Source organism: Carboxydocella sporoproducens DSM 16521, from assembly GCF_900167165.1.
Taxonomy (GTDB): domain Bacteria; phylum Bacillota.
This window is the reverse complement of the sequence record NZ_FUXM01000013.1, coordinates 32723-48588: the sequence shown is the minus strand read 5'-3', so window position 1 is coordinate 48588 and position 15866 is coordinate 32723. Positions and strand designations below refer to the sequence as shown.

The window sequence follows — 15866 nt, the reverse complement described above, 5'->3', positions numbered from 1 at the left end:
GGTGCCGAAAGACATTCCGAAGGCGAGCCTGGGGTACGGGAGAGGATAACCTCTTCGTTCGGGCTCCGGGTGGGACTCCCGGGCCGAGGTCCCCTGTCGCCCTGCCCCTCGGAGGGCAAATCAAATGTTCGGAAAGGAGGCGAAGACCTGGTCTGGGGGCCGGTTTGGCTGGAGATAAAAACAGTCAAGTTTTTTGAACCAGGTGTAAATAATGGACAAATTTTTTGTGAATAAGGACGAAGTGGTTTTAATGGTCATTGATATACAAGAGAGACTAGTTCCGGTAATGAAATATGGAAGTCAAATTATTAATAAGACAAATATCTTGCTAACTATAGCTAATAGGCTAAATATACCGGTGGTGGTTACACAACAGTATACAAAAGGCCTGGGAAAGACAGTAGAAGAGGTTGCAAGCAACTTTAATCAAGTAACGATTTATGAAAAGATAACTTTTTCAGCATGTACAGACCAGTTGGTTGCGGATTTAAAGAAGATAGGTAGACCGAAAATAATAGTTACAGGAATGGAGGCACACGTCTGTGTTTTCCAAACTGTTAGAGACTTATTGAAAATTGGATATAACGTTTTCGTTGTTAGTGATGCCGTTTGCTCACGTAGTAAAGAAAACTATTTGAATGCATTATCCTTAATGCAACAAATGGGAGCAGTCATTACCAATACTGAATCTGTATTCTTTGATTTGATGAAAGAGGCGGGGACACCAGAGTTTAAGGAATTATCTCGTTTAATCAAATAACCGAAATCGCCAAGGGCAAAGCCTATGTCTTTAATTTTGTTACTGCTTGTGGCTAATAAATGTAAGCATAAATAAAAGGGGCTGGTGATATGCCCCTTTTACTTATGTCGAAACTAATAAACCAAGCTGGTATTCGCATAAACTTTACTGAATTTTAGTCTGAAATGGGGGAGGTAGAGTGCGGAGACCGGTGATTTTTTTTCTCTCCTGGCGTCAGTTAAAATTTACCACATATGTTTTTATTATACTAGTTATAGTTATTTTTGTCTATAGAATTGGCTGGGAACTGGCCCGCCAGGTTTTTTATCCCCTCTGGCCCAGGGTGATTGTGATTGACCCGGGCCACGGCGGCATTGATGGTGGGGCTAATTGCCCCGGTTTTCTGGAAAAGGAGATCAATCTGGCGATAGCCCTGAAGCTGCGGCAGGAGCTGGAACAGCAGGGGGTCAAGGTGATTATGACCAGGGAAGATGACAAAGCCTTACAGGACGAAGCAAAGCGTTATACTTCCCGGCATCGGCAGGACCTGACGTCACGGATCGAAATAATTGAAAATTACCGGCCTGATTTATTTGTCAGCATCCACGTCAATGCCAATCCGCGGCGGCCCCAGACCTCCGGTCCCATGGTCTTTTATAACCGGCGGATACCAGCCGCTGCTCAACTGGCTACTCTGGTTCAGCAAAAACTGAATGAGGCGGCTGTAGAGGAGGGAGGTAAGCCCCATCAGGCCCGTCCGGCGGAATATTATTTGCTGCGACATAGTTCTTACCCCGGCTTGATCATTGAAACAGGCTTTATGACCAATACCAGGGAACGGGAGCTATTAAAACAGGAAGCCTATCAGAAACGGCTGGCAGAACAGATTGCGGCCGGTATCTATGCTTACTTCCTGCAACAGGATATTCCTGTACCTGAGCCGACTGCAACAAAAACTACACTGGCTGCCGATGGGCCTGGCTTACAGGTATATTTCCCCACGGCCGATGGGGAAAAGCTGGTGGCTGTTAGCCTGCCGGGGGAAGTGAAAACCTGGGCCCAGCCGCACAACAGTAAGGAACTGGTGCGTTTGCTGGTGGAACAGCTGCTGGCCGGGCCTCCGCAACAGGGTTTGGAGCCGGTTTTCGTGCTCGACACCAGGTTATTGGGAGTGGAGATAGATAACGGGATTGCAGTCCTCAATTTCTCGACGGCAGCAGTACCCACTGCGGGGGGCAGTTGCCAGGAACAACTGGCTCTCTGGGCCTTGACGGAAACAGTTTGCAGTATACCGGGTATCAATGGGGTCAAAGTGCTGATTAATGGTCAAGAACGGGAGACTTTTGGAAAACATCTGGATCTAACCCGGGTTTTAACCCCCATCAAACCCAAATTAAAGGTAGCTATCGTAATCGATGACCTGGCCGGGAGCAATCGGGGTCTGGAGGAAATGCTGGCTTTGCGGCGACCATTAACCCTGGCCATTATGCCCAAACTGGAATTGACCCGGCCCACGGCGGAAAAAGTTCATCGTCTGGGTTATCAGGTCTTTTTGCATCTGCCGATGGAGCCGGAAAAAGGGAAGAAAAGCTGGCTGGGGCCTGGGGCTGTGACGGCAGATATGACTCCAGCACAGGTGCGCCAGACGGTGCTGGAGGATCTGGCAGATGTCCCCTATGCCAGCGGCATGAATAATCATATGGGGTCAAAAATCACCAGGCGCAAGGATTTGATGTACGAGGTGCTCAGGGTAGCCAAGGAGAAAAACCTGATCTATCTGGACAGCCGTACAACGGAGGATACAGTTGTGCCGGTCCTGGCCCGGGAGTTGAACATGACAGTGCTGGAACGTTCGGTCTTTTTGGATGACATCAATTCCGTGACGGCGATCAAGAAACAAATCCGCGAACTGGCCCGGGTTTGCAGGCAAAACGGAGAAGCTATTGCCATTGGCCATGTGGGGGTAACGGGACCCAATCTGGCCAAGGCTTTGCGGGAAATGGTGCCCTGGCTGGAGGAACAGGGGATTGAGCTGGTCTATGTGGCCGACCTGTGGTCGGAACGCAGCCGCAGATAATAAGATACTATCTCATTTTTGGCACAGACCAACTTAAGATACCTATAGTAAATAATAATAAGATTATTAAAGGAATAAATTCCCTAGGAACTCTATCTATGTTAAATAATCTTTCAAAATCGTCAGAGGCGGCTAATATTACAAGTGGGCTACACCAAAGTGTAATGGCAGGTAAATATTTCTTAAGATTTGAATTTTCTTTGACCCAGGCATATATTGAAAAAAAGGCCAGCCAATTGTGACTGCAAGGAAAATAATTGATAACCATACTGGCCAATTGCCATACAAACTATAGTAGGATAAATAAAAAAAAGCAATAGAAATAAGTGAAACAAATATAAGTATCTTTATCATCTTGATTAATTTATTTAATTCTTCATGCTCCTTGTTACTAGATAGTTTTAGAGTGAAGAGAAAGAAAACGGCAAAACCAAGCATACCCCAAATAATTAAAAACATCACCTCTACCTCTACCTCCTTCAATAAGGTTTGTTGAGATAGATATGTAAAATTTACTGTACAAGGAGCCATATACAGGCCCCTTGTACAGTAATAGTTAATATTTATCCGGAATAGGTAGTAGTTTGGTATTATATGTTCCTTTTTTTCCATCAACTGTTATTCTATAATATTGTGCTGGTTCACCGAATTTTCTTTTCGCAGAGCCGTGGATACTTAATTCTCCGTTGGAATATTTTACGAGTTTAACTTTGTCAAGAATTACTTCACTATTGGAGTCTGCTTTAAGCTCCTTGCTTTCAACAACAGTATTATTCTCTTTGAGCGTTGCAAAAGCCTGACCATTTATTGAGAGCATAAAGAAAGTTAATACTAAACCAATTATATGACGAATTTTCATTTCTGTTCCTCCCTTCCAATATTATTCTTTGGGCGTCCAATAAAATTATAGAATATCAAAAAAAAAAAAAAAACAACCATTATTTCCCAGCAAATTTCGCCAAATTATTCATTTTTCTGCCACAATTCGGCCTTAGTTTTGTCACAATCGAGGGGTATACTAAAGACAAGAGGAGGAACACGAAAGGAGTTGAGGTAAGATGATGATGGGACGCTGGTTTGGCGGTTGGGGATATGATCCCTTTATTGATGGAGGAGGTTGGTGGATGATGGGAATTGGCATGCTGTTCAATATCCTGTTCTGGGGAGCTTTGATTTACCTGGCGATCAGATTCTTGAACAAAAGCAGTGTTAACGGTTTTGACGGTAATCAGAGCGAAAACCCGGAAGAAATACTGCGTAAGCGCTATGCCCGGAGTGAAATCACCCGGGAAGAATACCAGCAAATGCTGGCAGACCTGAAAAAATAAAAGGAGGATGATGGACATGAAAAAGAAATGGTTAGCTCTGGTAGCGGCAGTACTTCTGGTGGCCTTTGCGGTTCCGGCCTTTGCGGCCATCACTGACGCTCAGAAGAAGGAAATCCTGGACTTGCAAAAACAAATTGTCGAGTTACGCAAGAAGATGGTTGACAAGTATGTGGAAGCGGGGCAACTAACCCCTGAACAAGGGAAGCTGATGAAAGAGCGTATGGACCAGATGGAAAAGTACCGGGAACAAAACGGAATCCTACCCGGGCCTGGTATGATGCAAGATGGCGGCTGTGGGGGATTTGGTTTTGGTGCTAATGGCGGTTTCGGCGGGCCCATGATGCGGGGCGGCTGGGGCGCTCAAGCTCAGGGATTGTAAGTGAAAGGGGCTGAGATAGCCCCTTTTCTTATTGCTGGTCAGATTTGCCGACCTTATACCCGCGTTGCCAGTATCTCGATTCTCTAGGCAGTAATAATATCTTTATTATATGGATCGATAGCTATAACCTTTTTAGTTTCAGTAGCCAACTATACCTGTAATTTGCAGCCCCGCCATATCAAAAAACCAACTAGTATTTGCCAACAATTATCGCCAAATTATTCATTTTTCTGCCACAATTCGGCCTTAGTTTTGTCACAATCGAGGGGTATACTAAAGACAAGAGAAGGAACACGAAAGGAGTTGAGGTAAGATGATGATGGGACGCTGGTTTGGCGGCTGGGGATATGATCCCTTTATTAATGGAGGAGGTTGGTGGATGATGGGCATTGGCATGCTGTTCAATATCCTGTTCTGGGGAGCTTTGATTTACCTGGCGATCAGATTCTTGAACAAAGGCGGTTTTGGCAGTTTCGGCGGTAACCATGGTGAAACTCCGGAAGAAATTCTGCGCAAGCGCTATGCCCGGGGTGAAATTACCCGGGAGGAATACCAGCAAATGCTGGAAGATTTAAAAAAATAGGAGGAGGATGATGAAGATGAAAAAGAAATGGTTAGCTCTGGTAGCGGCAGTACTTCTGGTGGCTTTTGCGGTTCCGGCTTTTGCGGCCATCACTGACGCTCAGAAGAAGGAAATCCTGGATCTGCAAAAACAAATCGTTGAGCTGCGCAAGAAGATGATCGACAAGTATGTGGAAGCCGGGCAACTAACTCCTGAACAGGGTAAACTGATGAAGGACCGCATGGACCAGATGGAAAAATACCGGGAACAAAACGGAATCCTGCCCGGGCCTGGCATGATGCAAGGTGGCGGCTGTGGGGGATTTGGTTTTGGTGCTAATGGCGGTTTCGGCGGGCCCATGATGCGGGGCGGCTGGGGCGTTCAAACTCAGGGATTGTAAGGAAAAGGGGGGTAGATAGCCCCCTTTTTTATTTTATTAAATCTTGCAAAGCGGTAAGGAATTTTTTTCTTCATTTAAAAGGTATTTATTTTTATCCTTTATTTTTTTTACATGTTCAAGACTGGTAAACTCAAAATCTACTTTAGCTAAACCATTTTTATACGAAATTAGATATGTTGTCTGATACTCATCATTAATTATTTTTTGCATTTCTTTTTCCACAAAGGGAGCACTAGCAGGCATACGATTTTGCAAAACTAAAATACTAGTATCTGTAAATTGAGGACAATAATATTATTCCTTTTCAGAGGTAAGCTTTTTCGGCGTGGATGTAGGTAAGCGGTAAAGATAAGTGCTGACTCCGAGAGCGGACATGACCAGGAGCATTTGCACTGGTAAGTTATTACGTAGCATCCAAATTGAAAAGCCAATAGAGAGGTTGAGCATGAGCAGAGAAATAACTTTGGCCCGTAGACTAATTGTACGGGTTTTTTCCCATTGTCTTAAGGGTGGACCAAAAATGTGATGGCTTAACAGCCACCGATGGGCTTTGGTTGAACTTCTGGCAAAACAGGCTGCAGCTAACAGCAAAAAGGGGGTAGTGGGTAAAACTGGCAAAAACATACCCAGTATCCCTAATACGACAAAAAGAAAACCTAAAATAACCAGAATACTGCGCATCCCTTTCCCCCTTTCATGAAAAATTTATTCGCCTCTATTATATCGTAGCTTTCACCTGCGAATCACTAGACATTTGCATTTTATCCCTGAAATGTAACAAAGCTTTTCTCAACTCACAAGTTCCCCGTCTGGAAAACACAATGGGAAGTTGGCGGCGTTTGGCCTGTTCCTTTATAACATCCATCAGTCCGTGGCTCACAAAATCGTAAAAAACGAGTACAATTTCCACATTGGCAGGGATACTTTTTTTCCTGGTTTTGGCTTTACGACCGCTCCAGTGAATTATTTCTTTACAACCATATTGTTTCAGTTCTTTTGGGATGTTACCAAGTTGATCGGCCCCAACCAGCAAGACTGTCAAAACAGCTCACCTCCATTTTACCCCCATATGCATAGAGAATGATTTTCATTTTCATTATATGCTTTCTTTTCAGCAATGTCAAGACAAAGTGTTCTCATAAAAGCCAAAAACTGCCGCCCAACGGACGGCAGTTTTTGGCCTTACTGCATTTGCAATTGCTGGGTAGCCTGGTTGATCTGATTTTGCACCCGGGCCAGTTCCTGTACAGTAGCAGCCTGAACCTGATACCAGCCCCGCTGGTTCATGGCCTGCCAGATTTGCTTCTGGTGATCCAGGGTCTTATTGAGGATATTCTGGCAGTCGGTGCGGAGAGCGTCATTGGCGCACTCCAGTACGCACATCAACATATGCTGGGCTGAGGCTTTGTGGTCAGAGAGCAACAGTTGCATTAAATCCTGGTCATTCAGTTTGGCGGGCATAGCTTTCACCTCCTATTGCAAATTGGTCTGAATGTGACGGGAGAGAGTGTTAATGAAATTCTGATGGTCGGCAATCATAGCCTGGCACATGCCTTTCAACTGGGGATCGGTGCAGTTTTCGGCGGCAAACTGCAAATGCTTGATACAGGCTGTTTCCATAGCGATGTGGTCATTGATCAGAGAAGCTTCTTTACCGGTTAAAGCCATCCTTGTTCCCTCCTTTCTCAGGCAATAGTTTGGCATATCTTACGGCCATTTATTAGCGTGAATTCTTGACAAATAGCAAGCAAAAGGATAAACTATTAGCCAGATATGGTAATGACAAGGAACGGGAAGAGTAGCCGGGACTGGCCTGCCAGGGAGAAGGGGTCGTGACTGGAAGCCCCTTTCAGGAAAAGCCGGTGAAAGACACCCGGGAGTTGGCGGTCGAACTTCAGCTTTAGCTGGATAGTAGGCTGGCCCGGTTGCCCACCGTTAACGGGCGAGAGGGGAACGGCTTTTTGGCTGTTCAACCAGGGTGGCACCGCGGGTAATGACCCGTCCCTGCGCAAGCAGGGACGGGTTTTTAGTTTTGGAGGGAATGGGAAAGGAGTGAAAGGATGCTAACCCAGAGACCAAAAGGAACCAATGATTTTTTGCCGCAGGAGACCTGGAAGTGGCAGTATGTAGAGCAAATTTTGCGGGAAGTTTGCCGTCAGTATGGCTATGGTGAATTGCGTACCCCTATTTTCGAGCATACCGAGCTCTTTCAGCGCGGGGTAGGGGAAACCACCGATATCGTGGAAAAGGAAATGTATACTTTTTTGGATAAAGGCGGTCGTTCTGTAACCTTACGGCCAGAAGGGACAGCGGCAGCAGCGCGGGCCTATCTGGAAAACCGGCTCCATGCCGGGCCCCAGCCGGTAAAGGTCTATTATATTGGTCCCATGTTCCGCTATGATAAGCCTCAGGCCGGGCGCTACCGCCAGTTCCATCAGTTTGGAGTTGAGGTTTTCGGTTCGGATGAGCCGGTGGTGGATGCGGAAGTAATCGCCATGGCCATGGAAATATACCGGCGCCTGGGTATCAAGGACCTGGAGCTAAACATCAACAGTGTAGGCTGTCCTGTCTGCAGGGCCCGGCACCGGGAAGCTCTGCAGGAGTTTTTGCGTCCGCAGCTGGCTTCCCTCTGCAAGGATTGTCAGAGCCGGTTTGAACGCAATCCCCTGCGGATTCTGGATTGTAAACAGGAAGGTTGTCAGGCAGCTACCCGGGGAGCGCCTACCATTACCCGGCAACTTTGTCCTGATTGCAAGGACCACTTCGACCAGGTGCAAACCCTTCTGAAGGCCCTGGGTGTACCTTTTACCGTCAATGAGCGACTGGTGCGGGGCCTGGACTATTATACCAAGACCGCTTTTGAAATTATGGTCAAGGATATCGGGGCCCAGAGTTCTATCTGCGGCGGTGGCCGTTATAATGGCCTGGTGGGGGAACTGGGCGGTGAGGATGTGCCCGGCATCGGCTTTGCCCTGGGCCTGGAACGCACCATTTTGACTATGGAAAAACAGGGGGTAGCCTGGCCGGAGGAGGCCGGCACCCGGGTCTTTGTGGCAGTATTAGGCACGGAAGCCCGGGAACAGGCCCTGGTGTTGACCCAGCAGCTGCGCAGCCGCGGCCTGGCTGCCGAAACTGACCTGCTGGGGCGCAGCCTTAAGGCCCAGCTGAAACAGGCGGACCGGCTCAAGGTCAGTTACACCGTGATTGTAGGTGGCGATGAGCTGCAGCGCGGCGAAGTGCAGCTTCGGAGCATGAGCGATAGCAGCCAGCAGGCTCTCAAGCTGGAACAGGTAGTGGATTACTTGACAGAAAAACTGAAACCGTAAGGAGGAAAAGGCAATGGAAGCATTACAGGGTTGGAAGCGGACCATGATGTGCGGCAGCTTGCGGGCAGCTGATGCCGGCAAAGAAGTAATTCTCATGGGCTGGGTCCAGCGGCGGCGGGACCATGGCGGCCTGATTTTCGTGGACCTCAGGGACCGGGAGGGTATCACCCAGGTGGTATTTAGCCCGGAAGTTGATCAGGAGGCGTTTGCTAAAGCGGAAGCGATTCGCAATGAGTACGTCATTGCTGTCAAAGGGGAAGTGCGCTTGCGTCCAGAAGGCACTGTTAACCCCAACCTGGCTACCGGGGAAGTGGAAGTGTATGCCCGGGAAGTGAAGGTGCTGAACGGGGCCAAAACACCGCCCTTCTATATCCAGGACAATATCGATGTAGATGAAAACCTGCGCCTGCGCTATCGTTACCTGGACCTGCGGCGGCCGGAGATGCAGCGGGCCCTGGGTTTACGGCATCGGCTGGTCAAAACTATTCGGGACTATCTGGACGCCCGGGGCTTCTGGGAAATTGAAACTCCCATGCTGACCAAATCCACCCCGGAAGGGGCAAGGGATTACCTGGTGCCCAGTCGGGTCAACCCGGGCAAATTCTTTGCCCTGCCCCAGTCTCCCCAGATTTTCAAGCAAATACTCATGGTGGCTGGTATGGACAAATATTTCCAGATCGTGCGCTGTTTCCGGGATGAGGACCTGCGCAGTGACCGGCAGCCGGAATTTACCCAGCTGGACCTGGAGATGTCCTTTGTGGAACGGGAAGAGGTGCTGACCCTGATGGAAGAGATGATTGCGGAAGTGGTCAGGACTACCCTGGGCCGGGAAGTGCCTACTCCTTTCCCGCGGCTGACTTATGCCGAAGCCATGGCCCGCTATGGCTCGGACAAGCCCGATACTCGCTTTGGCATGGAACTGGTGGATTTGACCGATATCGCCGCTGGCTGTGAATTCAAGGTCTTTCGGGCTGCTGCCGATAACGGCGGAGTGGTCAAGGCTATCAATGCTAAAGGCTGTGCCCACTTCAGCCGCAAGGAGCTGGATGAGCTGACCCAGTATGTGGCTATCTATGGTGCCAAAGGCCTGGCCTATATCCAGATGACCCCGGAAGGCCCCAAATCTCCTATTGCCAAATTCTTCAAGGAGGAAGAGCTGCAGGCTATCCTGGAGCGGCTGGGGGCGGAAACAGGTGACCTCCTGCTCTTTGGGGCGGATACGCCCAGGATTGTGGCCGACTCCCTGGGCCACCTGCGGGTACATCTGGCGGAGAAACTGGGTCTGATTGACCCCGAGGCCATGAATTTCCTCTGGGTAGTGGACTTCCCCTTGCTGGAATGGGATGAGGAAGAAAAACGCTATGTCGCCATGCACCATCCCTTCACCTCTCCGATGGATGAAGACATTGAGCTGATGGATACTGATCCGGGCCGGGTGCGGGCCAAAGCTTATGATATGGTTCTGAACGGGGTGGAAATCGGTGGTGGCTCTATCCGGATTCACCGGCGGGATGTGCAGGAAAAGATGTTCCGCCTCCTGGGTTTAAGTCAGGAGGAGGCTGTAGAAAAATTTGGCTTTATGCTGGAGGCTTTTGAATATGGCACTCCGCCCCATGGTGGCATTGCTTTTGGTATCGACCGCCTGGTGATGCTGCTGGCAGGCCGGGATACCATCCGGGATGTCATCGCTTTCCCCAAAACCCAGAGTGCCAGCTGTCTGATGACCGGAGCGCCTTCGGAAGTAAGTGCTAAACAATTGAAGGAACTGCATATCAAGCTGGATGTTATACCCAGGAAGTAATGCTGTCTTGTCAAACCATCGGGTTTGTGTTAAGATAAAGGCAGATAAAACCCTGCGGTGTGCGTGAGGTCAGCGCGTGTTTAGAGCCAACACGTTCAGAAAAGGGAGCCCGGTCTCTGCTGGTGGAATGAATGCCCCCATAGTCAGGGGACTCAAGAAGCCCGCAGGAGGGCACCCACCTGCTGGGAGCAGGTTCTGAAACAGGCGGGCCCACGGCATCATGGGGTTGTCCGCTATTAATTTATAAACAGGCAGTAGGCAAAAGGCCTACTGCTTTTTCTGTTTTTCATTGATGATAGTACGGGCCCCATTTAAAGCCAGCTTGAGAGCGCTGATCCAGACTTTAGCTTGTGCAGCCCAGTTGTTAAGCTGGCTGGGGTCTATCTTGATTTTTTTGGTCTTACCTGCCATTGCCCTCACCCTTTCAATTCTTCAGCGATCAAATTAATCACTTGTTGCCAGGCAGGAGGCATCTTGCTAAACTGGGGCTGCAGGGTGGTAAAAAGGGTCTTTACCAGCTGCAATCTTTCCGGAGTTGCGCTGGCAGCTCCCTGTCGGATTAGCTGTCTAACTTCTTCCAGCTCGGCAGCGCTGAGACTGCCGCCGGCATCAACTTTTTTGCCCCAGGTTAACAGTTTGTTTTTGGTTTCGGAATCCATATCGCCGCCGAATTGCTCCAGCAAAGAAACGATTACGCTGAAATTTAATTTGTTGGGGTTGGCCAGCAAATTCAGGGCCAGGGCCATAATTTCCTGGGGGGTAATTTTTTTACTCATCTTTTTTTGCCACCTCGCCTTTGATTTTTCATTTCTGTCCAGGCAGAAAGTACCGGTTCAGCTACTGCCAGTAACTCTTCGGCTATAACCAAAATGGACAAAAACTTATCCAGCCAGACCTGCCACTCCGTTTCCGGGCGGCTGACAGCACTGGTTCTGGCCGGAGATGCTACCGGTTGGCCACTGGAGAGGGGAATGATGATTTTTCTTTTGGCCACTGATTATCCCTTCTTTCGCAAAGACGGAAAGCCCCGCAGGGCTTTCCGCGGAGCTTAGTCCTGGTTGCCAGGATAGGGCCAGAAGGGGAATCCCAGCAACAGCAACACGATAATAATCACCACGATAACAACCACTTCTCTATTCCGGCGATGACCCATATGAATCCCTCCTTTTTAATACTTCAGATTACAGGACATCCAGTAACAAGAGGATGACCACAATCACCACAATGATGAAGATAAAATTGGGATAGTAATGCATAGGAGCTTCCCCCCTTCCCGATTTCTGCTTTATCTTACGGCAAAAGGCGGTCAGGGGTGCTCGGCGGTTAGCCTATTTTTCTGGGCTTGCGCTTGGGAAAGGAAATAGGGTATGATGGGAAAAAGAACTATTCTATGGGCTGTAGGAGGAAGACAGGTATGTTGCACAGATTTTCCCGCACAGAATTGCTGCTGGGGTCAGAAGGATTGGAACGGCTGCGCCAGGCCCGGGTGGCAGTCTTTGGTATTGGCGGGGTGGGTTCTTATGCTTGTGAAGCCCTGGCTCGAGCCGGGGTAGGGTCACTGGTGCTGGTGGACTATGATGATGTCTGTTTAACCAATATCAACCGGCAGATTCATGCTTTGAGCAATACAGTGGGGCGGCCTAAAGTGGAATTGATGGCGGAACGGATCAAATTGATCAATCCCGGAGCAGAGGTAGAATCCATCAAGGAATTTTATGCTCCTGAACATAGAGAGCGCCTGCTCAGGCCAGACTATGATTATGTAGTGGATGCCATTGATAATGTCACCGGCAAGCTGGACTTGATCAAGGGCTGTCTGGCGTTGAATATCCCCATAATTTCCGCCATGGGAGCAGGAAACAAACTGGATCCTACTGCTTTCCGGGTGGCAGATATTTCTGAAACGGCGGTCGACCCTCTTGCCCGGGTACTCCGGCGGGAATTGCGCAAAGCGGGGATCTACCGGGGGGTCAAGGTGGTTTATTCGGAAGAGCCACCCATCCCACCCAGGGTAGGGCTGGCTGATTGTAAGACCAATTGTGTTTGCACCAGCGAACAGGGCCGGGGCAGCTGCACCTTGCGGCGTCAGATTCCAGGCAGTGTTTCTTTTGTACCTCCGGTAGTAGGGATGATTATGGCCGGGGAAGTGGTAAAAGATTTATGCGGTCTTGTTGACAAAAGGACAAAAGGGGCATATAATAAAAAGCAAGATACCCGGGTATAGTATAGGGGGTGAGGATAGTGAACAGTACCGAAGTATCGGTAGAAGGCAAAGAGGAGATACTAAAAAGGCTGAGAAGGATAGAAGGGCAGGTCAAAGGGATACAGCGGATGATTGAAGAGGACCAGGATTGTCTGAAGATCCTCACCCAGATCGCCGCTGTTAAGGCAGCTGTTCAGGCTGTCGGAGTGACCATTGTAGAGCGCAATACCGTCAAGTGTCTGGAATCAGCCTGCAGCCAGGGGCGGCAGGATGAGTATGTCAAACATTTAGTAGAAGTGCTGATGCGCTTCGCTAAATAAGAAAAAAAGGAGGAGATTACATATGGCAGGCGCAAATGTTAAAACCTTTACTAATGCCAACTGGAAAGCGGAGGTTCTGGAAGCTACTCAACCGGTACTGGTGGATTTCTGGGCAGCCTGGTGTGGCCCTTGCCGCATGATCGCACCGGTAATTGACCAGCTGGCCGATGAATATGTCGGCAAAGTGGTAGTGGGCAAACTGAATGTGGATGAAAACCGGGAAACAGCCATTGAATACGGGGTCATGAGCATTCCCACCTTGTTGTTGTTCAAAGATGGCAAACCGGTAGAGCGGATTGTTGGCTACCAGACCAAAGAGCAACTGGCCCGCATTTTGGCCAAACACATCTAAATAAACAAAGGGGCATCCCTGGTGGGTGCCCTTTTAGTTTCATCTGGCCTGTTTCAGTAAATAAATTTCTCGCTCGTTTTCGGCAATTTTGCTGGTCTGGTAATCGATATAGGCTTGAATATTAAATAGTTTTTTGTTGATATTCTCAACTTTACCGGATAATTCAACAACATCTTCTGTTGTCCGTTGCAAAGCAGCGGAAATATATTCGGTGCGGTGTTCAATAGAACGGGTCACAAGATACAGCTCACCCTGGCGTGTATCAATTCCGTCAACCCGCTGTTCCAGGCCATTCACGCGTTGCTCCAGGTTGTCCATACGTTGTTCCAGGCCATTCATGCGTTGCTCCAGGTTATCCATACGTTGTTCCAGCCGGTCGAAGCGCTGATTGAAAGTGCTATGCAAGTTTTCAACAGCATGCAGTATCTGGTATAACATTTGTTCCACCTTTTTCCCTCCCCCCATAGAAAATCCTGAATAAATTATAGCAAATGGGCATAGTGGAGAACAAGTGTTTTTGGGGAGAAAATTTTTAGAGAGCGATAATTTTATAGGGATGGGCGATCAGCCGTCTAGGGAGAGAAAAAGCCACCAGAGTCTGCTGATTATTGCAGATCTGCCAGCTGCCCACTTCTCTGGCCAGAGCCTGGGCCCGGGAGAAGACCAGGCCCAGGTTTTTCTGCAAACAAAGGGTGGCTCTTTGCAGAGCAGTATTCCAGGCGGTTTTGCTACTGGAATGGGATACTAGAAAAATCAAGGCATTAGGGGCTTCCAAAACAGGACCCTGTAACGGGAAGTCATCCAGTAAAGACATTTTTATATCTACCTGACAGGGAGGGGCTTCCCGGCAGTAGCTTGCGGAAACCATTGAGGGAACAGCTATCGGACCGAGATAAAGCAGGGGCTGACATTCAGAAACAGGCAAGTAGGCTGTCCAGCCAGCTTTGATAGTTATCGGCCAGAACCAGCCACCATGGCGGTTGAAATCAGCCAGGAGATGGGAGGAAAGTTTTAGTCCGGTCAGGCCCAGAAGCAAACTGGAGGGAATTTTGAAATGCAAAAGCTGTTGGATTTCCACAGCCAGTACGTGGCCAGTACGAGCCTGGGGTAAATATTTGCTGATTTGCCAGCTAAAGCGGTTTGGTTCCCGATGAGTCACCGGACAGACTGGAATTTGTAACTGAATTTCTTCCATATCCCTTCCCTCCTTGCCTTTTGTTCATTGATATGCAGCTAGCTCCCGGGAATATGTGGGGAAAGATGGCGAGGAAAGAGAAGGTTTTTGGGGAAGAATGTAGAATGGGAAAAAAACAGAAACTGTCACAGGGGGGAAAAAAGTGAAGTACATAGACTTACGCAGTGATACCGTAACCCAGCCGACCGAGGAGATGCGGCAAGCCATGGCCCGGGCGGAAGTGGGGGATGATGTTTACGGGGAAGATCCCACGGTTCGGCGATTGGAGGAAAAAGCGGCCGAGCTGTTTGGCAAAGAGGCGGCCCTGCTGGTACCCAGCGGGACTATGGGCAACCAGCTGGCGGTGCTGGCCCATACCCAGCGGGGAGATGAGGTTATAGTAGAGGCAGAAGCTCATGTCTTTTTCTATGAGGTAGGAGGCCTGGGCGCCCTGGCCGGAGTCCAGACCCGTACCATCCGCGGGGAAAAAGGGGTGTTGCCGGCTGCCAGGGTGCGGGAGGCCATTCGCCTCAGTGATATTCATTTTCCACGCACGGCCTTGATCTGCCTGGAAAATACCCATAACCGGGCGGGGGGAACAGTAATGGGGCTTCAGGAAATGGAGGCTATTGGCCAGATTGGCAAGGAATATCAAATTCCCATTCATCTGGATGGGGCCAGGATTTTCAATGCTGCCACCTACCTTGGACTGCCGGTAAAGGTGCTGACCAAGGATATGGATTCGGTGATGTTTTGCCTCTCCAAGGGTCTGGCAGCTCCTATCGGTTCCATGCTGGTCGGGTCTGCCCAGTTCATTGCCCGCGCCCGGCGTTTGCGGAAAATGCTGGGCGGTGGTATGCGTCAGGCCGGGATAATTGCGGCAGCTGGAATGGTGGCCCTGGAGACCATGGTGGAGCGGCTGGCAGAGGACCACCGGCGGGCCCGTCAGCTGGCGGAGGGATTGGCTGCCATTCCCGGGCTGAAGGTGGACTTGGAACGGGTACAAACTAATATCGTAGTGGCTGATATTATGGCAACAGGCTTGAGTCCGGCGGTTTTCCTGGGCAAATTGAAAGAACAGGGGGTACTGGCCGCAGCATTTGGCGGCAATCTGGTGCGGTTTGTTACCCATAAAGATATCGATGATCTGGATATTGATCAGGCACTAATGGAAATCGAGAGGATTTGCCGGAAAGGGAGATAGT

Annotated in this window: 24 protein-coding genes, 1 other RNA gene and 1 other annotated feature; of the genes, 13 read left to right on the top strand and 12 right to left on the bottom strand. The window is 49.2% G+C overall.

Features of this window, described 5'->3' with window-relative positions; translation table 11 throughout:
- Positions 1-211: 211 nt before the first annotated feature.
- On the top strand, positions 212-760 hold the full coding sequence (locus tag B5D20_RS06790) for a hydrolase (RefSeq protein WP_078665475.1): 549 nt from the start codon (positions 212-214) through the stop codon (positions 758-760).
- A gap of 178 nt (positions 761-938) precedes the next feature.
- Positions 939-2816 carry a divergent polysaccharide deacetylase family protein gene (locus B5D20_RS06785; protein ID WP_078665474.1) on the top strand — a complete coding sequence of 626 codons (1878 nt, stop codon included), beginning with the start codon at positions 939-941 and terminating at the stop codon, positions 2814-2816.
- Positions 2817-2954: 138 nt separating this feature from the next.
- Here the strand turns inward: B5D20_RS06785 and B5D20_RS06780 are convergent, their stop codons facing one another.
- Positions 2955-3278, bottom strand: coding sequence for a hypothetical protein (locus tag B5D20_RS06780; protein ID WP_143311835.1), 324 nt, complete (start codon positions 3276-3278; stop codon positions 2955-2957).
- Between the two features lie 94 nt (positions 3279-3372).
- The gene (locus B5D20_RS06775; protein WP_078665472.1) at positions 3373-3675 is read right to left on the bottom strand and encodes a hypothetical protein; all 303 of its coding nucleotides are present in this window, start codon (positions 3673-3675) and stop codon (positions 3373-3375) included.
- A 199-nt stretch (positions 3676-3874) separates the two neighbouring features.
- Between B5D20_RS06775 and B5D20_RS06770 the strand changes: the two genes are divergently transcribed.
- The 4 genes from B5D20_RS06770 to B5D20_RS06755 all read left to right on the top strand — a co-directional run bounded on the left by B5D20_RS06770 (position 3875) and on the right by B5D20_RS06755 (position 5485).
- Positions 3875-4144 (top strand): SHOCT domain-containing protein, encoded by a 270-nt coding sequence (locus B5D20_RS06770; RefSeq protein WP_078665471.1) that lies wholly within the window; start codon positions 3875-3877, stop codon positions 4142-4144.
- A 16-nt stretch (positions 4145-4160) separates the two neighbouring features.
- Positions 4161-4523, top strand: a complete 363-nt coding sequence (locus B5D20_RS06765; protein ID WP_078665470.1) for a YckD family protein — start codon at positions 4161-4163, stop codon at positions 4521-4523.
- A gap of 313 nt (positions 4524-4836) precedes the next feature.
- Positions 4837-5106 carry an SHOCT domain-containing protein gene (locus tag B5D20_RS06760; RefSeq protein WP_200803479.1) on the top strand — a complete coding sequence of 90 codons (270 nt, stop codon included), beginning with the start codon at positions 4837-4839 and terminating at the stop codon, positions 5104-5106.
- Positions 5107-5122: 16 nt separating this feature from the next.
- On the top strand, positions 5123-5485 hold the full coding sequence (locus tag B5D20_RS06755) for a YckD family protein (RefSeq protein ID WP_078665469.1): 363 nt from the start codon (positions 5123-5125) through the stop codon (positions 5483-5485).
- A 36-nt stretch (positions 5486-5521) separates the two neighbouring features.
- Here B5D20_RS06755 and B5D20_RS13665 read toward each other — a convergent pair whose 3' ends face one another.
- The 5 genes from B5D20_RS13665 to B5D20_RS06735 form a co-directional block, all read right to left on the bottom strand.
- Positions 5522-5707 (bottom strand): hypothetical protein, encoded by a 186-nt coding sequence (locus tag B5D20_RS13665; RefSeq protein WP_143311833.1) that lies wholly within the window; start codon positions 5705-5707, stop codon positions 5522-5524.
- Between the two features lie 72 nt (positions 5708-5779).
- The gene (locus tag B5D20_RS06750) at positions 5780-6166 is read right to left on the bottom strand and encodes a YbaN family protein (protein WP_174182984.1); all 387 of its coding nucleotides are present in this window, start codon (positions 6164-6166) and stop codon (positions 5780-5782) included.
- A 37-nt stretch (positions 6167-6203) separates the two neighbouring features.
- Positions 6204-6527, bottom strand: coding sequence for a DUF2325 domain-containing protein (locus B5D20_RS06745; RefSeq protein ID WP_078665468.1), 324 nt, complete (start codon positions 6525-6527; stop codon positions 6204-6206).
- 140 nt (positions 6528-6667) lie between these two features.
- A complete protein-coding gene (locus B5D20_RS06740) occupies positions 6668-6946 on the bottom strand; it encodes a spore coat protein (RefSeq protein WP_078665467.1) in 279 nt (92 codons plus the stop codon).
- 12 nt (positions 6947-6958) lie between these two features.
- The gene (locus B5D20_RS06735) at positions 6959-7153 is read right to left on the bottom strand and encodes a ferritin family protein (RefSeq protein ID WP_078665466.1); all 195 of its coding nucleotides are present in this window, start codon (positions 7151-7153) and stop codon (positions 6959-6961) included.
- A gap of 108 nt (positions 7154-7261) precedes the next feature.
- Positions 7262-7494: a binding site (T-box leader), on the top strand.
- A gap of 51 nt (positions 7495-7545) precedes the next feature.
- Here B5D20_RS06735 and hisS point away from each other — a divergent pair.
- From hisS to ssrS, 3 genes are all read left to right on the top strand, one after another.
- Positions 7546-8811: a histidine--tRNA ligase gene (gene hisS, locus B5D20_RS06730; RefSeq protein WP_078665465.1), complete on the top strand. Its 1266-nt coding sequence runs from the start codon at positions 7546-7548 to the stop codon at positions 8809-8811.
- Between the two features lie 13 nt (positions 8812-8824).
- Positions 8825-10612, top strand: a complete 1788-nt coding sequence (gene aspS, locus B5D20_RS06725; protein WP_078665464.1) for an aspartate--tRNA ligase — start codon at positions 8825-8827, stop codon at positions 10610-10612.
- Between the two features lie 46 nt (positions 10613-10658).
- A non-coding RNA gene (gene ssrS, locus B5D20_RS06720) (6S RNA) lies at positions 10659-10843 on the top strand.
- Between the two features lie 36 nt (positions 10844-10879).
- Here ssrS and B5D20_RS13855 read toward each other — a convergent pair.
- From B5D20_RS13855 to B5D20_RS06710, 3 genes are read right to left on the bottom strand one after another with little or no spacing between them, the layout of a single operon-like run.
- Positions 10880-11023 carry a hypothetical protein gene (locus tag B5D20_RS13855; protein ID WP_159071793.1) on the bottom strand — a complete coding sequence of 48 codons (144 nt, stop codon included), beginning with the start codon at positions 11021-11023 and terminating at the stop codon, positions 10880-10882.
- 5 nt (positions 11024-11028) lie between these two features.
- On the bottom strand, positions 11029-11388 hold the full coding sequence (locus tag B5D20_RS06715; protein WP_078665463.1) for a hypothetical protein: 360 nt from the start codon (positions 11386-11388) through the stop codon (positions 11029-11031).
- The gene (locus B5D20_RS06710; protein WP_078665462.1) at positions 11385-11606 is read right to left on the bottom strand and encodes a hypothetical protein; all 222 of its coding nucleotides are present in this window, start codon (positions 11604-11606) and stop codon (positions 11385-11387) included. The genes B5D20_RS06715 and B5D20_RS06710 overlap by 4 nt, the downstream gene beginning before the upstream one ends.
- 420 nt (positions 11607-12026) lie before the next feature.
- On the opposite strand from B5D20_RS06710, the gene B5D20_RS06705 reads away from it, so the two are divergent.
- The 3 genes from B5D20_RS06705 to trxA are packed head-to-tail and all read left to right on the top strand — an operon-like array spanning position 12027 to position 13487.
- Positions 12027-12836: a tRNA threonylcarbamoyladenosine dehydratase gene (locus tag B5D20_RS06705; protein ID WP_078665461.1), complete on the top strand. Its 810-nt coding sequence runs from the start codon at positions 12027-12029 to the stop codon at positions 12834-12836.
- A gap of 17 nt (positions 12837-12853) precedes the next feature.
- Positions 12854-13135 (top strand): metal-sensitive transcriptional regulator, encoded by a 282-nt coding sequence (locus tag B5D20_RS06700; RefSeq protein WP_078665460.1) that lies wholly within the window; start codon positions 12854-12856, stop codon positions 13133-13135.
- A gap of 22 nt (positions 13136-13157) precedes the next feature.
- The gene (gene trxA / locus B5D20_RS06695; RefSeq protein ID WP_078665459.1) at positions 13158-13487 is read left to right on the top strand and encodes a thioredoxin; all 330 of its coding nucleotides are present in this window, start codon (positions 13158-13160) and stop codon (positions 13485-13487) included.
- A gap of 39 nt (positions 13488-13526) precedes the next feature.
- On the opposite strand, the gene B5D20_RS06690 is transcribed toward trxA, so the two are convergent.
- The gene (locus B5D20_RS06690; protein WP_078665458.1) at positions 13527-13934 is read right to left on the bottom strand and encodes an MbeD/MobD family mobilization/exclusion family protein; all 408 of its coding nucleotides are present in this window, start codon (positions 13932-13934) and stop codon (positions 13527-13529) included.
- Between the two features lie 85 nt (positions 13935-14019).
- Positions 14020-14682: a hypothetical protein gene (locus B5D20_RS06685; RefSeq protein WP_078665457.1), complete on the bottom strand. Its 663-nt coding sequence runs from the start codon at positions 14680-14682 to the stop codon at positions 14020-14022.
- Positions 14683-14824: 142 nt separating this feature from the next.
- Here B5D20_RS06685 and ltaE point away from each other — a divergent pair, with 142 nt between their 5' ends.
- Positions 14825-15865 (top strand): low-specificity L-threonine aldolase, encoded by a 1041-nt coding sequence (gene ltaE / locus B5D20_RS06680; protein WP_078665456.1) that lies wholly within the window; start codon positions 14825-14827, stop codon positions 15863-15865.
- The last annotated feature ends 1 nt before the right edge of the window (position 15866 follow it).

What these genes read in the sequence shown, in the direction of transcription:
- B5D20_RS06755 (WP_078665469.1), top strand. Translation starts at nt 5,123, where the DNA reads ATGAAAAAGAAATGGTTAGCTCTGGTAGCGGCAGTACTTCTGGTGGCT.
- B5D20_RS06740 (WP_078665467.1), bottom strand. Translation starts at nt 6,946, where the DNA reads ATGCCCGCCAAACTGAATGACCAGGATTTAATGCAACTGTTGCTCTCT.
- hisS (WP_078665465.1), top strand. Translation starts at nt 7,546, where the DNA reads ATGCTAACCCAGAGACCAAAAGGAACCAATGATTTTTTGCCGCAGGAG.
- B5D20_RS06705 (WP_078665461.1), top strand. Translation starts at nt 12,027, where the DNA reads ATGTTGCACAGATTTTCCCGCACAGAATTGCTGCTGGGGTCAGAAGGA.
- B5D20_RS06685 (WP_078665457.1), bottom strand. Translation starts at nt 14,682, where the DNA reads ATGGAAGAAATTCAGTTACAAATTCCAGTCTGTCCGGTGACTCATCGG.
- trxA (WP_078665459.1), top strand. Translation starts at nt 13,158, where the DNA reads ATGGCAGGCGCAAATGTTAAAACCTTTACTAATGCCAACTGGAAAGCG.
- B5D20_RS06775 (WP_078665472.1), bottom strand. Translation starts at nt 3,675, where the DNA reads ATGAAAATTCGTCATATAATTGGTTTAGTATTAACTTTCTTTATGCTC.
- B5D20_RS13855 (WP_159071793.1), bottom strand. Translation starts at nt 11,023, where the DNA reads ATGGCAGGTAAGACCAAAAAAATCAAGATAGACCCCAGCCAGCTTAAC.
- B5D20_RS06715 (WP_078665463.1), bottom strand. Translation starts at nt 11,388, where the DNA reads ATGAGTAAAAAAATTACCCCCCAGGAAATTATGGCCCTGGCCCTGAAT.
- B5D20_RS06770 (WP_078665471.1), top strand. Translation starts at nt 3,875, where the DNA reads ATGATGATGGGACGCTGGTTTGGCGGTTGGGGATATGATCCCTTTATT.
- aspS (WP_078665464.1), top strand. Translation starts at nt 8,825, where the DNA reads ATGGAAGCATTACAGGGTTGGAAGCGGACCATGATGTGCGGCAGCTTG.
- B5D20_RS06760 (WP_200803479.1), top strand. Translation starts at nt 4,837, where the DNA reads ATGATGATGGGACGCTGGTTTGGCGGCTGGGGATATGATCCCTTTATT.
- B5D20_RS06750 (WP_174182984.1), bottom strand. Translation starts at nt 6,166, where the DNA reads ATGCGCAGTATTCTGGTTATTTTAGGTTTTCTTTTTGTCGTATTAGGG.
- B5D20_RS06735 (WP_078665466.1), bottom strand. Translation starts at nt 7,153, where the DNA reads ATGGCTTTAACCGGTAAAGAAGCTTCTCTGATCAATGACCACATCGCT.
- B5D20_RS06765 (WP_078665470.1), top strand. Translation starts at nt 4,161, where the DNA reads ATGAAAAAGAAATGGTTAGCTCTGGTAGCGGCAGTACTTCTGGTGGCC.
- B5D20_RS06790 (WP_078665475.1), top strand. Translation starts at nt 212, where the DNA reads ATGGACAAATTTTTTGTGAATAAGGACGAAGTGGTTTTAATGGTCATT.